The organism is Archangium sp. Cb G35, from assembly GCF_001896145.1.
GTDB classification, from domain to species: Bacteria; Myxococcota; Myxococcia; order Myxococcales; family Myxococcaceae; genus Archangium; species Archangium violaceum.
In genome coordinates this window covers 1,359,288-1,374,636 of sequence record NZ_MPOI01000001.1, presented here as the reverse complement: position 1 = coordinate 1,374,636, position 15,349 = coordinate 1,359,288, and the positions used below count along the sequence as shown (strand labels likewise).

Genomic DNA, 15,349 nt, shown 5'->3' with positions numbered 1-15,349 from the left:
CAGCCGGGCTCAAGTCGCTCGGGCGAGCCGCTCCAGCGCCTCCCCTGTGACGCGGAAGACGGTCCAGTCGTTCATTGGTACCGCGCCGAAGGATTTGTAGAACTCGATGGACGGGGTGTTCCAGTCCAGCACGGACCACTCGAAGCGGCCGCAGCCCCGCTCCACGGCGAGCTTCGCCAGGTGCGACAACAGGCGCTTGCCGTGCCCCCGGCCGCGCTGCTCGGGCAGGACGAAGAGGTCCTCCAGGTAGATGCCCGGCTTGGAGAGGAAGGTGGAGTAGTTGTGGAAGAAGAGGGCGAAGCCCACCACCTGTCCGCCGTCCTCGGCCAGGACGACCTCGGCATAGCGCCGCTCGCCGAAGAGGTGCTGGCGCAGGTCCTCCTCGCGCAGGACGACCTCGTGGGAGAGCTTCTCGTACTCGGCCAGGGCCCGGATCAGCCGGGCGATGGAGGGGATGTCCGCGGGGGTCGCTGAACGAATCATGTGGGGTGATGGTAGCGCTCCGGGCACACGGCGGGTGCCGCTTCGTAGTAGCGTCCGGCCCGCATCCGCACACCGGGTACGGGAGGGGCAGCACCATGCGCAGGTTCGAGTTCGTGGAAGGCACCAGCGCCAAGTTCTGGATGGCCGAGGTCCAGGGCAGCACCTTCATCGTGGTGTTCGGCCGGTTGGGCACCGACGGACAGCGCAAGGAGAAGGAGTTCGATAACGAGGCGGGCGCTCAGCGCGAGTACGAGCGCAAGGTGGCCGAGAAGCTGCGCGAGGGCTACCACGAGGTGTCCTCCGAAGCCGCTCCTGCACCCAAGGGCGCCAAGGGCGCGGCCGCCGCCACTCCGAAGCTCGTGCTGCCACCCCGGGTGCGCGGGGGCAAGCCGGCCGCGGAGCAGGTGACGGCGGCCACCGAGGCGCTCACCGCGCTCGACGCGCGAGTGGGGGGACGCAGCTGGAAGGTGTCGCTCCAGGCCCGCCGGGCCCGGCGCGCGCTCCGGGCGCTGGGAGGCGTGGACCCGGCCAGCCACTCCGCCCTCGGCGCGGTGTTCACGTCACTGATGGGGAAGGTGGTGGCGCCCCGGGGCGAGCCGCGGCTGCCGCTGTGGGTGGCCCTGGAGCTGCTGTCCGAGCTGGACGCCGCGGCCTTCGTCCGGACGTTGGAGCAGTGGAAGCGTGCCCCTGAGGGGACGCCGGCCCAGGCCGCCATCGGATTGCTGTCCCGCCAGGCCGAGGTGCTCGGCGAGCCCGAGCTGGCGCTGCGCCTGGGCTCGCTGCTGGGCGCGCGGCCCCGTGCCTCCGGCGACGGCTGGGAGAAGCGCTGGAGCGAGCTGCGCCCGCACGTGGAGGGCCACCTGGTCTCGGGAGGCAGCTCCCTGCCGGCACTGCTGCGCTCGCTGGAGGCGGGGGGCGATACACGGCTCGCCGAGCGCCTGTCCCGGCTGGGCGGGTGAGGGGTGGTACCCTGGCGGGACCATGAACATGTCCCGCTGGTGTTGGTTGCCCGTGCTCGCGCTGTGCGCGGCCGGGTGTGCTTCGAGCAGGAGTGGTGCCCGTGCATCCTCGGGCTCGGCCACGGAGCGGCGCGCGAATGAGCTGGAGGCGCGCAACGCGGAGCTCCGGGCCGAGCTGGAGCGCAAGAGGGCCGAGCTCCAGCAGTCCTACCAGGTGATGGCGCAGGCGGAGGGTGCCGCCGGCCTCAACAACCTGGGCTGCGCCGGCGTGGCTCCGGCCAACGCGCAGGTGCCGGGGCTGCCCCAGTCGGGTGCCGTGCACGCCCGCTTCCAGCTGCGCGGCCAGCCCTACAGCATGACGGCCACCTTCTCCGCGCCTCGCAAGGCGGGGGAGTGGCGCGTGTCCCAGGGCACCTGCCGGGTGGTGGGGCCATGAGGGCGCTGTCGATGGGCCTCCTGGTGGCGTGGGCCGTCGCGAGCACGGGCTGTGGCACGAGTGCCGCCACGCGGCTGCGCTCGGCGGAGAAGGACAACCGGCTCCTCACCGAGGAGCAGCAGCAGCTCGACCGGGCCCTCCAGTCCGTCTCGCGCTACACGGAGGGGCTGCGCTCGCCCGGCAAGGCGGGGCGCTCCTTCTCCATGTACTACACGCCCGCGGCGCTGGAGCAGATGGCCGCGCAACTGCTGCCGATGCGGATGCCCGCCCGCACCTTCGACCAGAGTCTGCTGGGCGAGGTCGTCATCGAGCGCATCTCCGACGTGCGCTTCGGCCCGCTCAACACGCTCACCTGCCGGGCCGAGATGCGCGGCGACAACATCCGCTACAACGGCAGCGTCCCCAAGGCCTACCAGGCCGAGGTCCGCAAGTTCCAGTCGGGCGTGGCCGCCGGCGTGGTGGCGGACCTCGTGGTGGAGCTGTCCATGGGCGGCGACAACTCCCTGCTGGCCCGGGCCCATGCCTCGCGCACGAAGCTCAAGGCCAACTCCAGCAGCCAGCCGGAGGGCATGCTGCGCAACGCCCTGAACGAGCGCGTGCTGCGCCTGCCCTTCACCTTCGACCTCACCGTCCCGGGCGGCGGCGCGCCGCGCGGGATGGTGCTCACCGCCAACCACCTGGTGGTGACGTACGCGCCGTAGCGCGGGGGCTCAGTTCCCGCCCGCGGCCGTGCCCTGGGCGGGCGCCGGTTCGGAAGCGGGAGCCGGTGCGGGAGCGGGGGCCGCCGCGTCCGCGACGCTCGCCGGCTCCTTGTCCATCTCCTCCACCGGGTAGCCCTGGGCCGCCTCGAGGTAGCGCGGCGGCTTCACCTTGCGGCGATCCTTCGCGCTGAGTCCCTCGGGCGAGAACAGCGCGGGCTCACCTCCCTTGGCCGACTGGACGACGTGGCCATCACAGAAGAGCCACTCGGTGGTGCCGTCGATGTACTTGCGCGCGTAGTACAGGTCGGTGCTGCCCACCTCGGGGTTCTTGGCACACCACGTCTGGCGCGCCGCCTGCTCTCGCTGTGGCGCCTCCGCCTTCCACTTGTGCTGGGCCTCCACCAGGGCGAGCACCTGGCTCCCCTCGGCCAGCCGCGCCCGCGACTGATCCAGCAATTCCGTGCCGCGCTTCGCGATGTCCGGGAAGGCCCCGCTCTTCGCGAAGCCGCACTTCTGTACCGCCTGGAGGTTGTTCTGGTGCACCTTCAGCACCTTCTCCAGCGAGCCCGATGCCTCCTTCAGCAACTCCATGGAGCGGGCGTAGTCCACCGACTTCGGGTTCTTCACCTGTTCGGTCTCGGACAGGAAGCGCGTCATCAGGCCGTTCACCGCGCTCAGCTCGTCCGTCAGCCAGCGGGTCTCCGCGTCACAGATGTTCGCCTTGGCTCCCGTGTAGTCGCGGTAGTCCGCGCGGGCCACTCCCAGGCTGTACCGCTGCACCGGCGCCGCATTCCTTGCTCCACACGCGCCCAGCGCCAGGCTCATTCCTCCGACGATCCACAGCTTCCGGCTCACGAAATTCATGGCTCGCGACTCTAACGGAGAGCGCCCATCCGGTCGAGGTGGTTGGATCTCAAAGCAAAAGGGTGAATGGCGGGCAAGTAGCGGTAATCCAGGTTTTATCGTGGCGGGAGCGTCACACGGCGGGAAGGAGTGAGTGGCTGCCTGCCTGGTGTCCAGCCAGGAGGGCATGTCCGGCTTCTTCGCTAGCATCCGCGCCCCCGCCGGCATTCCGCCGGCCTCCTTCCCCCAGGGAGATGACTGAATGAATCACCTCATCGTGCGACTCGCCGCCCTGAGCCTGCTGTCGGCCTGCGCCCATACGGCGGCCCCTACCGAGAAGCCCGCGCCCGTTGCTGCTTCCGCGCCCGCCACGGCGCCAACGCCCACGCCCGAGGCCCGCGCGCTGGCGATGCAGGCGGATGGGCTGCTCGCGAGCGGCAAGAGCGCCGAGTCGCTCCCGCTCTACCGGCAGGCCTGGGAGCAGGGCGTACGCAACGAGCGCATGAGCTACAACGCCGCCTGTGCCGCGGCGCTCGCGGGTGAGAAGGCCGAGTCCCTCACGTGGCTCGAGCGCGCCGTGGACGCTGGCTTCGCCGCCCTCGAGCACCTGAAGCAGGACGAGGACCTGGCCTCCCTGCGCGAGGAGCCCGCCTTCGCCCGCATCGCCGGGAAGGCCGCCGCCAACGAGGCGAAGCTCATGGAGGCCCAGAATCCACAGTTGCGCGACGAGCTGCTGCGCATGATGGAGGAGGACCAGGCCGCCCGGCGCGCCGCGGGCGCGGCTCAGTTCAAGGACCTGGCGGCCAACGAGCGGATGAAGGCCATCGACATCAAGAACACCGCGCGGATGAAGGAGATCGTCGCGCAGCTAGGCTGGCCCACGAAGACGCTGGTGGGCGAGCGGGGCGCGAAGGCCGCATGGCTGCTGGTGCAGCACGCGGACCTGGACGTGGCCTTCCAGCGCCAGTGCCTGCCGCTGCTGGAGAAGTCGGTGGCGGCGGGCGAGGGCTCGCCGAAGGACCTTGCGTACCTGACGGACCGCATCCTGGTGGCCGAGGGCAAGCCGCAGCGCTACGGCACGCAGTTCCACACGGTGGAGGGCAAGCTGGTGCCCCGTCCCATCGAGGACGAGGCGAACGTGGACGCGCGCCGCGCGGCCGTGGGCCTGGGCACCATGGCCGAGTACAACGCGCAGATGCAGCGCATGGCCTCGGGCGGCAAGTAGTCCGGTGACGGCTCAGCCCGCCAGGGCGACAGGACCTGGCGGGCCGATGCGCTGGGGCTCGAGTCCCAGCCGCACCATCTGTTGGGCGTCCCACGCCTCGAGCGGGTCCATCCCGGCGATGTAGCGCCGCGAGGTGTTCTTCACCGGGTTGCGGATGCTGAGGATCTCCGGTCCCGAGAAGAGGATGGTGCTGCGGTAGCGGGGCATGTCGCTCATGGCGAGCTTGGACCCGTAGTGCCGGGCGATGTTGGGGAGGCTGCCGAGCGTGTGGCACAGCCGCTGGAAGTGCTCCACCACCTCCGAGGGGTGCAGGTTCTTCGGGCGGTGGCACAGCGTGTAGCCGTCGTAGTCGCGGCTGATGGTGCCGGGCAGCAGGCGGCCCTCGGAGACCACTTCCCGGAAGAAGGGCGTCTCCGGGTAGGGGCTGACGATGCCCAGGAAGGTGATGGAGAAGTAGCGCAGGTCCGCGAGGTACTGGGGCACCTTCTCCAGGTACTCGTTGGTGTCCCCGTCCGAGCCGACGATGAGCCCGAACGAGAGCAGGATGCCGCTGGAGAACGCGCGCTGGATGACGGCGTTCACCTCGGACAGCTTGTTCTGGCCCTTGTTCATGGCCTCGATGGACTCGGGGTTGAGCGACTCCAGGCCGGTGTAGATGTAGCGGCAGCCGGCGCGGCCCATCAACTTCACCAGCGACTCGTCCTTGAGCACGTTGAAGGTGAGCGCGCAGCCCCACGTCTTCTTGAGGGGGATGAGCGCCTCGCACAGCTCGCGCAGGTACTTGGGCGAGCCCCCCAGGTTGTTGTCCAGGAAGACGAAGGCGTCATCCATCAGCCCGAAGAAATTCTTGTTCCAGCACATGCGCGTCTGGATTTCGTCGATGACCTGGGGGACGGGGCGGTAGCGGTAACGCTCGTGCCCGGTGAGCACGCAGAAGTTGCAGCTGAAGGGACAGCCACGCGAGGCCTCGATGCCCGGCAGGCGCACCTTGTTGTGCGAGAAGTCGATGAGATCGTACCGGTACGGCCGGATGTCCGTGACGCCCCTGGCGCTCAGGCCGTAGCGCTTCTTCAACTGCCCCTTCTGGAAGTCCGCCACGAGCGCGGGGACGTTGGGCTCGGGCTCGCCGGTGATGACGGCGTCGAAGTACCGCTCGCAGTCGTCGGGGAAGTGGCTCGCGTGCCGCCCCCCCGCCACCGTCACGATGCCGCGCTGGCGGAAGAGCGTGGAGAGCACCTTGGTGTGCTCGTAGTAGGAGTGCAGGTACGAGAAGAAGACGAGGTCCCACTCCCGGTCGAGCGGGATGTCGAGCTCCTTCTCGTTGTAGAGCTCGATCTCGGCGTCCTCGGGGCAGAGCCCGGCGATGAGCTCGGGCACCGAGGACTGCATGATGGATGGCTCCTTGATGCGCTGCCGGGTCGGGTGCGTATACGTGGAGATGACGGCGATCCGCATGGAGTGGCCTCTCTGGATGGAAGGTCGAGGGGAGGGGAGGAGTGACGTGACTCAGGCCATCGGCGCTTCCCGAGGGGCCTCGGGCGTGCGCTGGCCGGGGAGCCGCACGTCCCAGGCGAGGCCGAGCCAGCTCAGCAGCCGGATGAAGGCCCAGCCCGGATCCAACTGCCACCAGGCCTGGCCGTGCCGCGCCGAGCCCGGGAAGGCGTGGTGGTTGTTGTGCCAGCCCTCGCCGAGCGCGAGCACGGCGACCCACCACACGTTGCGGCTGAGGTCGCGCGTGTCGTGGGCGCGGAACCCGAAGGCCTTCACGTGGCACACCGAGTTCACGCAGTAGGTGCTCTGCATCCAGCACACCACGGGGAGGAAGAAGCAGGCGGGCACCACGCTCCAGCCGAGCGTCAGGCCGAAGAGCACCACCGCGAGCACCTGGGGCACCATGCGGTAGCGCAGCAGCCAGTGGTAGTAGCGGTCGTGGGCGAGGTCCCGGCAGCACGTGCGCCACGCCTCGGAGTCCGTCGAGTCGTCGTCGAGGATCCACCCCATGTGCGAGTACCAGAAGCCGCGCACCGGGGAGTGGACGTCCTGGGGCAGGTCGGTGTGGATGTGGTGGATGCGGTGGGTGGCGGCCCAGAGGAGCGGGCTGCCCTGGCCGGTGAGCATGGCCACGGTGACGAGCGCGTACTCGATCCAGCGGGGGCAGCGGAAGGCGCGGTGGCTGAGCAGCCGGTGCAGCCCCACCGTGGTGCCGAGCCCGATGCTCACGTACATCGTGAGCGCCACGGGCAGGGCGTAGGGAGGCCAGGGCAGCCAGAAGGCGGAAGCGGCGAGCCCGTGCGCCACCACCATGTAGGCGACGATGGCCTTGTTGATGCGAGGACGGCGGAGCGGCTCGGACGGAGTGGCGGACGGCATCTGGCGGGCCCCCTTCGCCGCCTTTGTCTCAAACGAGGTGTGACGGCGCCGTGACGGCGTGTCCGCCGGGGGAGTGTCCGTCCGTCCTAACTCGCCGCGAGCGCGGGGAGGCGCGGCGGTGCCACCCGCGACTCGTCCAGCCAGCGCACCATGCGCGCGACGAAGCGGGGCGCGTCCTCCATCTGGGGCACGTGGCCGATGTTGTCCATGGGCTCGAAGCTCCAGTCCGGGCGCAGGGTGGCCAGGGCTTCCGAGGAGGCCACGGGCACCAACCGGTCCTGCCTGCCATGCACCAGCAGGGTGGGGACACGCACGCCACGCACCCAGGACTCGAAGCGGTTGCGGCCCAGGAGCGTGAGGAGCATCGAGCGCGTGGCCCGCAGATAGCTGGCGGAGTGGCCCAGGGGCATGCGCTCCATGCGCTCGGCGATGAGGGCCGTGTTCTCCTCCACTACCTCCTGGGGGACTCGCCGCACGTCCGCGCACCCGAGGGTGAGCAGGTCCATGAACAGGCCGCGCGCACCGCTCCGCTTCCCATCGCGCCACAGGATGTACTCGCCCACGCCCGGCATCGTGTGCAGCACGAGCCGGGCGGCCTGGACCGGATCCAACCGCGTGCCCCGAGGAGGCGGCTGCGCGGGGCTGACGAGCACGAGGCCCGCCGTCGTCTCCGGCGCCTGGGCGGCATGGGCGAGCGCCACCAGCCCGCCCCAGGAGTTGCCCACCAGCACCGCGGGCCCGCCCACCACCTCCGTGAGGAAGTGCTGGAGCATCCGCTGCTGGCTCGCCACGCCGACGGAGCGCCCGGCCATGGGCGTCCGCCCGAAGCCGATGAGGTCCAGCGCGAGCACCCGCGCGTGCTTCGTCAGCATCGGCGCGGCCGGGAGCCAGTTGAGATGGCATCCACCCAGCCCGTGCAGCATCACCAGCGTGGGCCCGCTCCCGCCGTAGTCGGCGTAGTGGACGGGGCCTCCCTGGAGTTTCACCGTTCGCGGTTGCACCGGCTTCGTCTGGGGCGAGGCGAGCCGGACGCCCGGCAGCTTGGGCGTCGCCTCGTCCTCAGTGGGCAGGTGGGGCCGTTCGGGCAGTGCGTAGTGGGTGCGCCAGAGGGTCAGGTAGGCCTGGGCCTCGGACTCCCAGCGCGCGTCGTCCCAGCCCAGCTCCCGCTGGCAGAGGGCGCGGATTGCGGGCAGGTGCGCCTCGCCGCCCCGGGGCAGCAGCAGCCCCAGCCGCACACGCCGCAGGAGCAGGTCATCCAGGTGGACGACGTTCTCGTTGCGCGCCGCCCAGCGCAGCTCCGCCCAGAGCGTGGAGGTGCCGGGGACGGCATCGAGCTCGCCGGGATGGGCCGTGGCCACGAGCGCGGGCGCGTCCGCTCCGTAGCGGCCTCTCAGGCGCAAGCGGGCCTCGGGGGAGAGGGGCACGTCGTCCAGCGAGGGAGGTGTGCCGAGGAAGGGTCCGTCCGGCTCCAGCGCGGACAGCTCGGGAATCCGGTGGCGCAGAGCGCGCAGGGCATCGTGCGCGATGGCGCGGCAGGTGGTGAGCTTGCCGCCGGTGACGGTGACGAGCCCCTCCTCCTCGAGGACGAGGTGCTCGCGGGACTCCTTGGACGGGTCGCTCGCGCCGGAGGAGATGACGGGCCGCACCCCGGCGTAGCACGACACCACGTCGTCGAGGGTGAGCTTCAGCGCGGGGAAGCGGGACTCCACCGCCTCCATGAGGTAGGCCACCTCCTCGGAGGAGATGGAGGGCTCCTGGCTCAGCGGGGTGGGGTGGTCCAGGTCCGTGGTGCCGACGAGCGTGGAGTCCTCCCAGGGCATGACGCACACGAAGCGGTCGCCGCGCGGGTGGCGGAAGCTGATGCCGTGGGCGAGGGGGAAGCGCTGGGAGGAGAAGACGAGGTGGCTGCCGCGCAGGGGGCGCAGCTTGGGGGCCGCGGACAGGTGCGCGCGCACCGAGTCCGCCCACACGCCCGTGGCGTTGACGACGGCGCGGGCCCGGACGGTGGCGGAGCGCTGCCCGACGGTGTCCATCAGCTCGACACCCGCGACACGGCCGTCCTCGCGGAGCAGGCCGGTGACGCGCACGTGGTTGAGCGCCGAGCCTCCCGCCGCCATGGCCTCGCGGACGATTCGCAGCACCAGCCGCGCGTCGTCGACCCAGGCCTCGTCATAGGGCACGCCGATGAGCCCCTCTTCCCGCACGAGCGAGGGCTCCAGCTCGCGCAGCCGGGCGGTGGCGTGGTTGCCTCGCGGCCACCGGCCGGTGAGCAGCTCGTACACGAAGATGCCGGCGCGGCCCTGCCAGTGCTTGCCGCCCTCCCTGGCGTGGCTGGCGAGCATGAAGTCGAGGGGCTTCACCAGTCCGTTGCCCTCGGCCAGCAGGCGCTTGCGCTCGCGGATGGACTGGCGGACCAGGGGCACATCGCCGGTGGCCAGGTAGCGCAGGCCTCCGTGGACGAGCTTGCTGGAGCGGCTCGAGGTACCCCAGGCGAAGTCACGCTGCTCGACGAGCAGGGCCTTCAAGCCGGCGCGGGTGGCCTCGCGCAGCACGGACGCGCCGGTGATGCCGCCGCCGATGATGATCAAATCCCAGGGCCGGGTCAGCGCTCCCCAGAGCGTCTCTCGTTCAGTGAATGCGGACATGGTGTGACGACTCCCCCCGGCTGCCTGTTCTCAGACGAGCTTGCCCGGGTTGAGCAGGCCCGTTGGATCGAAAGTTCCCAACATCTGCCGGATGGCGGAGAGGCCGAGTGCGCCCTTCTCCGCTTCCAGCCAGGGACGGTGGTCCGTGCCCACGCCGTGTTGATGGCTGATGGTTCCGCCGTGGGTGGCCATGGCCCGGCTGGCGGCGGTCTTGAGCGCGAGCCAGCGTGCATGGGTCTCTTCGGCATCCTTCCCCAACCGGAAGATGAACGTCGTGTACAGGTTGGAGCCGGTCGCGTACACGTGAGACAGGTGGGTGAAGACGAGTGCCCGCTCGCCCTGGTCCGCGAGGGCCCCGCGCAGGGCATCCTCGACGGCGGAGAGCAGGCGGGGCACGTTGCTCCAGGAGGTAGCCGTCTCCACGGTGTCCACGCCCCAGCCGCGCTCCCAGGCGGCGTTGCGCAGGTAGGGGGCGCGGAAGCGGCCCTTGAGCCACTTCTGTCCCAGCAGGGGGACGCGCACCCCGCCGTGCCGGCCCGCGAGCCCCATGGCGGTGTGTTGCGCGAGCTCCACGGTGCGCCGGCTCCCGGATACGCCGAGCACCAGCATGCAGCCCTCGGAGCCCACACCCAACAGGGAGAGGGAACCGGACAGCACCTTCACCATGCGCGGGTGGCCGGACAGGGCGAGGTTGATGGCCGTCTCCTGGGGGGTGCTCAGGCGCAGCATGGAGAGGGGCGTACCGCTCTGCACCAGCTTTCGCACGGCGGTGCGGGCGCGCTCCCAATCGGGGAAGAAGAGGGCGTGGAAGTCCTCGCGCTCGGGCAACGGGGAGATGCGCACCGTGGCCTCGGTGAGGATGCCCATGCGTCCCTCGGAGCCGAGGACGAACTCACGCAGGTCCGGCCCGGTGGCGCTGGCGGGGAAGGCGGGGAGCACCACGGTGCCGGCGGGGGACTCGAGCCGTCCTCCGACGAAGAGGTTCTCGATGCGCCCGTAGCCGAGCGACTGCTGCCCTCGCGAGCGGGTGACGATCCACCCGCCGAGCGTGGACAGCTCGAAGGACTGGGGGAAGTGCCCGAGCGTGTAGCCGCGGGCGCGCAGGGCCTCCTCGAGCCGGGGGCCGCTCACGCCAGCGCCGAAGGTGGCGAGCCGGTCCTCCTCGGAGAGCGAGTGGAGCTGCTGGAGACGCTCGAGGGAGACGGTGAGGATGGGGGCGTCACCGGGAGCGACGTTGACGTGGCCGACGACGCTGGTGCCACCGCCGAAGGGGATGAGTCGTGCGCCAGCGTCACGCGCATAGGCGAAGAGGGCGCGGACTTCTCCGGCATCGCGAGGGAAGGCGACGCCATCCGGGAAGGCGGGTACGCGGCCGCCACGCAGGACGATGAGGTCGGGGAAGCTCTGGCCGCGGGCGTGGCGCAGGCGGACCTCGGGCTCGGTGGAGACGAGCGGGTGGGGGGGAAGGCGGGAGGGAGGGACGGAGGCGAGCACCTCGGCGAGCGAGGCATCCCGGGGTGGCGTCCCGGGCCCGATGCGTTCCGCGAGGACGGCCGCGGTGGCGTCCGGCAGCGGATAGCTGACGGCGGCATCTCCCCATCCATTCCAGCGCCTCACGACGGCCTCCAGGCGGGTGCGCCCGGCCCTGGCGCTCCCACTGATGGGCGTCAGTGTGCGGGGAGCTCCCCGCTGCTGGCAAGAGGCGGCGTGTTCTGGGAAAGGCCGTCCCTTTTGGTCGCTCGTGGCAGGTGCATGCAGAACGTCGTCCCTCGCGCGTCGGACTCCACCTCCACGCGGCCGTGGTGCGCACGCACCAGACGCTCGACGACGTACAGTCCCAGCCCGATGCTCCGGCTGCGGCTGGCGGAGGGGGCCGTGGTGCCACGCCGGAAGGGCTCGAAGAGGTGCGGCAGGAGCTTCGCGGGGATGGGGCCGTCGCGGTTCTCGTTGTGCACGCACACGCTCACCTCGCCCTCGAACGTCCGCGCCTCCACGTGGATGGGACTGTCCTCCGGGCTGTGCACCACCGCATTGGCCAGCAGATTCCCGAGCACCTGCTGCAGCCTGTCCGTGTCCCACATGCCCGCCCCGTCCCCGTGGTACTCCACCTCGAAGGTGCGCGTGGGGTGGGCCGCCCGCAGCTCGTCCACCACGTAGTGCACCAGCAGGTGGATGTCCGAGGTGGTGGGGTGCACGGGGATTCCGCCGCCCAGACGCGCCTGGGTGAAATCCAGCAGGTCCGTCACCAGCCGGCTCGCCCTCTGGGCGCTGGAGATGATGCGGGTGGCGGCCTTCACTCCCTGGCGGTTGTCGGGTTGCTGTCGGAGCAGCAGGTTCGCGGCCGAGAGGATGGCGGAGAGCGGGTTGCGCAGGTCGTGGCCCACCACCGCCATGAGGACCTGGGCGAACTCCGAGCTCCTGCGCAGCTCCGCCATCGCGTACAGCAATTGCTTCTCCAACAAGCCCACGGTGGCCTCGGCCTCCTCCGCGCGCTGGGCCGCCACGGCCGCCGTCTGCTGGGCCTTCTCCTGCTCCTGCTGCCAGCGGGCGAACTCCGGGAGGTGCTCCTCGAAGTAGCGCGCCAGTCCCGGCTCCTCGGCGCTGAGTGGTTCGAAGTGCAACTGGTAGCGCGCATCCATCCGGTAGGAGACCTGGGGATTGGCTTCCATCCACCCATGGCACGTCTTCACGTAGTTGATGAGCGCCACCAGCCGGTTGTAATGCGTACGGCCCAGCACTCGCAGCAGGTACTCCCGCGCCGCCGCCGCGGAGGGCTGGCGCAGGTAGACGATGCTGGAGAGCTGCAACACGTCCTCCTCCAGCTCCGAGCCCGGCGAGGGAAACTCCCCCACGGGTGTCCGCACTCCCGACTGCCGTGAGAGGATCCGCTCGGTCCGCGCCTCGTCGGGAACAGGCGACGTGAGCAACCGCAACACCTGCGGGCCGCGCATGCCCAGGCAGCCCAGACTGCAGCTGTGACACACCAGGCAGTAGGAGACGGCGCAGTAGCGCGACAGGAGGGTGGAGAGCTTCTCCTTGAAGAGCGCGGGGAGCGGGTTGTCCACGTACGCCGTGAGCGTCTGTTGCCACAGCAACGACAGCACATCGGGTGTCTCCACCGCGGGCTCGAAGAACGGCGGCACGAAACCGAAGCGCTCGGTGATGGCTCTCAGCAGGCGCTGGCTCTCGGGCGGAGTGGAGGGGTTGTCCATGGACATGGATGCAACGCGGACCCCGTCGGGAGGTATTTCGGCACGGGCCGGGCTGTTCCTCCCGGGAATGAAGGCCACGACAGACGTCTTCCTGTCTCAGGGTCTTCGGGAAGAGCGGCGCCCGCTGAGCGGTCTCACGGCCTGACGCTCGTCAGATGAGCCCCTCCCACCCATGGTCATGCTGGCGGAACGCGTTGCGAATCCGTTCCACCATGGCCTCGGGCAGCGGGCCCTTCTCCAGGGCGTACACGTTGCGCTGGAGGTTCTCCATCCGCGTGGTTCCCACGATGCAACTGGCCACACCGGGCACGAAGGCGGCGAAGCGCAGCGTCAGCTCGCTCCAGTCCATCCCCCCGGTATCCAGGCCCATGGCGCGCATGCGGTCCCAGTACGTCGCGACATCCGGAGCGGAGGGACGCTCGGCGTGACGCCAGGGCGCATTGCCCAGGGGGCGCTTGGCGATGACGCCGATGCCCTTCTCCCGGGCCAGGGGCAGCGCCCAGTCCATCACCTTCTGGTCGAACACATTCACGGACGTCTGCACGGAGCCGAAGGCCCCCGAGTGCAGCGCCCAGCTCAGCGGCGCACTCTCTCCCGAGTACGCGGCCACGCGCACCTTGCCCTGCTGCACGGCGTGCCGGAGCGCGTCCACGACACCGGGGCGCTCCAGCACCTCCACGGGGCACGAGTGGAAGTGCACGATGTCGAGGAAATCCGTGCGCAGCCGGCGCAGGGCCAGCTCAATCCCCTGGGTGATGCAGGGCCCGGTCCAGTCCTCCACGCCGGGCACGCCGTAGCCGCACTTGGTGGAGAGCACGAAGTCCTGTCTCCGCCCCTGCAGCGCGCGGCCGATGCGCTCCTCGGACTGCCCGTAGCTGGGGGCGCTGTCGAGGAGGTTGATGCCCGCGTCCAGCACGCCCTTCAGGAGGGCCTCGGCCTCGGACTCGGACAGCTCTGGACTGCCCACCGGCCCCGCTCCAAAACCCAGCACGGAGACCTGCAGACCGGTGTTGCCCAGAGGACGGCGAATCATCATGTGCTCCCGCTTCCACGCGCGGCCAGGTCGATGAAGCCGCGAACCCAGATGAGGTTGATGGCGTGGCAGGCTTCTAGCGGAGTCCGGGTGGTCGTCTCCAGTGCCGTGGTGTAGGGCACGCCCAGGCGCATGAAGTAATCGGTGACGCTGCCGTCGTGGTACTCGATGAGGCCGTCCGGGTCGGTGCGATTGACCTCGTCCACCTTCTCGTTGCGCATGACCTGGGCATGCGCCGAGGCGGCCTTCATGAAGGGCCGGTAGGCGTCCTTGTCCCCGAAGGTATAGGCGTAGGTGGCGGCGCCGGGCAGGTAGTTGTCCTGGTGGATGTCCAGCGCGGCGGCGGGAGCGGGGTAGCGCGCGATGTCCGAGCGCACCGCGCGCGTCTCCTTGGGTCCGCCCTCGTAGAGCGCCCAGCGCAGGAAAGGCTCATCGCGGTTGAGCTCGCCCTTCCACTCGCCGGGGGCGACCTCGTAGCGCATGAAGTCGTTGTTGGGTTTCTCCCCGCTGCGGTTGTAGCGGGTGCCATCCACGAAGCCCGAGGGGTTGATGCACGGGTACACGCGCAGGCCCACGCCACGTTCGCGGGCGTAGGCGGCGATGTCCGGGAAGTAATGGCACAGCGTGAGCGGGCCGGCGGGCTCCTCGCCGTGGAAGCCCGAGGTGATGACCAGCCAACGGTCTCCGGGTGTCGTGAGCCGGAAGAGTGGGTACTCGACACCACCCTCGACGACACGGGCGTACTCGTTCACCTCGGCGAACTGGGCGTAGCCGCGGATGCGGCGGGCGTACTCGTCGTAGTTCTGGGGCACGCCCCCAGGTTATTCACCGGGGGGCCTGCTCCGCAGTGTCCTTGGGCCCGATTGTGCCCGGATGTGTGCATGGATGGATACCGGGCGCCGGGTGAGCGCTAGCGAGCGTTCATGTGCTCACGAACGTTCTCCGTCACCTGCTGGCGCTGCTCCGGGGTGAGGATGCGGTGGGCCTGGAGGGCGGAGTCCGCCACCTTGTGGGCGAAGGCGCGGAAGGCGTCCACGCGCGCGTCCACCAGGGCGTGCACGGCCTTCGAGTCCGGGTTGGCCGACTCCCACTGCTCCACCATCTGCCCCCGGGCGCCCTTGTTCTCCTCGAAGAGGCGCTTGCCGTCCTCGAAGAGCGAGTCCTTCAGCCCGTGGATGGCCTGCTTCTGCTGCTCCGAGGCCTTCAGGTCCTCGAGCCGGTCATCCAGCTTCCAGGTGATCATCTGCTTCACGCGCTCGGGGTCCCGCGGGCCGCCGAAATGCCCGCCGAAGTGTCCCCCGCGGAAGCCCGTGAGGAGGACGAAGGCGAGGACGGCGGAACCGGCGATCATCAGCTTGTTCTTCGTGTTCATGGCGTGTAACTCCCAGGGGCCTCGGGGGCCCGCTTTCCGTTCGTGGGCGCCGTCAATCGGCGACGGTGTA

Annotated in this window: 14 protein-coding genes; 4 read left to right on the top strand and 10 right to left on the bottom strand. The window is 70.2% G+C overall.

Annotation, left to right across the window (positions count from 1 at the left end; genetic code table 11):
* Window positions 1–9: 9 nt before the first annotated feature.
* Window positions 10–483 carry a GNAT family N-acetyltransferase gene (locus BO221_RS05690; RefSeq protein WP_073559229.1) on the bottom strand — a complete coding sequence of 158 codons (474 nt, stop codon included), beginning with the start codon at window positions 481–483 and terminating at the stop codon, window positions 10–12.
* A 95-nt stretch (window positions 484–578) separates the two neighbouring features.
* On the opposite strand from BO221_RS05690, the gene BO221_RS05685 reads away from it, so the two are divergent.
* The 3 genes from BO221_RS05685 to BO221_RS05675 are packed head-to-tail and all read left to right on the top strand — an operon-like array spanning window position 579 to window position 2,579.
* The gene (locus tag BO221_RS05685) at window positions 579–1,442 is read left to right on the top strand and encodes a WGR domain-containing protein (RefSeq protein ID WP_073559228.1); all 864 of its coding nucleotides are present in this window, start codon (window positions 579–581) and stop codon (window positions 1,440–1,442) included.
* Between the two features lie 28 nt (window positions 1,443–1,470).
* On the top strand, window positions 1,471–1,878 hold the full coding sequence (locus BO221_RS05680; RefSeq protein WP_143195271.1) for a hypothetical protein: 408 nt from the start codon (window positions 1,471–1,473) through the stop codon (window positions 1,876–1,878).
* Window positions 1,875–2,579 (top strand): hypothetical protein, encoded by a 705-nt coding sequence (locus BO221_RS05675; RefSeq protein WP_143195270.1) that lies wholly within the window; start codon window positions 1,875–1,877, stop codon window positions 2,577–2,579. Before BO221_RS05680 ends, BO221_RS05675 begins: the two co-directional genes overlap by 4 nt.
* Window positions 2,580–2,588: 9 nt before the next feature.
* On the opposite strand, the gene BO221_RS05670 is transcribed toward BO221_RS05675, so the two are convergent.
* On the bottom strand, window positions 2,589–3,443 hold the full coding sequence (locus BO221_RS05670; RefSeq protein WP_073559225.1) for a hypothetical protein: 855 nt from the start codon (window positions 3,441–3,443) through the stop codon (window positions 2,589–2,591).
* A gap of 241 nt (window positions 3,444–3,684) precedes the next feature.
* Between BO221_RS05670 and BO221_RS05665 the strand changes: the two genes are divergently transcribed.
* Window positions 3,685–4,647: a DUF6624 domain-containing protein gene (locus tag BO221_RS05665; protein ID WP_073559224.1), complete on the top strand. Its 963-nt coding sequence runs from the start codon at window positions 3,685–3,687 to the stop codon at window positions 4,645–4,647.
* Window positions 4,648–4,659: 12 nt separating this feature from the next.
* On the opposite strand, the gene BO221_RS05660 is transcribed toward BO221_RS05665, so the two are convergent.
* From BO221_RS05660 to BO221_RS05625, 8 genes are all read right to left on the bottom strand, one after another.
* Window positions 4,660–6,102 carry a radical SAM protein gene (locus BO221_RS05660; RefSeq protein ID WP_073559223.1) on the bottom strand — a complete coding sequence of 481 codons (1,443 nt, stop codon included), beginning with the start codon at window positions 6,100–6,102 and terminating at the stop codon, window positions 4,660–4,662.
* Between the two features lie 51 nt (window positions 6,103–6,153).
* Entirely contained in the window at window positions 6,154–7,017 is an 864-nt protein-coding gene (locus tag BO221_RS05655; RefSeq protein ID WP_073559222.1) for a fatty acid desaturase, read from the bottom strand.
* A gap of 86 nt (window positions 7,018–7,103) precedes the next feature.
* On the bottom strand, window positions 7,104–9,662 hold the full coding sequence (locus BO221_RS05650) for an FAD-dependent oxidoreductase (protein WP_083680752.1): 2,559 nt from the start codon (window positions 9,660–9,662) through the stop codon (window positions 7,104–7,106).
* 30 nt (window positions 9,663–9,692) lie between these two features.
* Window positions 9,693–11,279 carry an FAD-binding oxidoreductase gene (locus tag BO221_RS05645; RefSeq protein WP_073559220.1) on the bottom strand — a complete coding sequence of 529 codons (1,587 nt, stop codon included), beginning with the start codon at window positions 11,277–11,279 and terminating at the stop codon, window positions 9,693–9,695.
* Between the two features lie 50 nt (window positions 11,280–11,329).
* Window positions 11,330–12,880: a sensor histidine kinase KdpD gene (locus BO221_RS05640; protein ID WP_073559219.1), complete on the bottom strand. Its 1,551-nt coding sequence runs from the start codon at window positions 12,878–12,880 to the stop codon at window positions 11,330–11,332.
* Between the two features lie 145 nt (window positions 12,881–13,025).
* On the bottom strand, window positions 13,026–13,910 hold the full coding sequence (locus tag BO221_RS05635) for an aldo/keto reductase (RefSeq protein WP_233165682.1): 885 nt from the start codon (window positions 13,908–13,910) through the stop codon (window positions 13,026–13,028).
* Entirely contained in the window at window positions 13,907–14,719 is an 813-nt protein-coding gene (locus BO221_RS05630) for a hypothetical protein (RefSeq protein ID WP_073559218.1), read from the bottom strand. The genes BO221_RS05635 and BO221_RS05630 overlap by 4 nt, the downstream gene beginning before the upstream one ends.
* 98 nt (window positions 14,720–14,817) lie before the next feature.
* A complete protein-coding gene (locus BO221_RS05625) occupies window positions 14,818–15,279 on the bottom strand; it encodes a Spy/CpxP family protein refolding chaperone (RefSeq protein WP_073559217.1) in 462 nt (153 codons plus the stop codon).
* Between the last annotated feature and the right edge of the window lie 70 nt (window positions 15,280–15,349).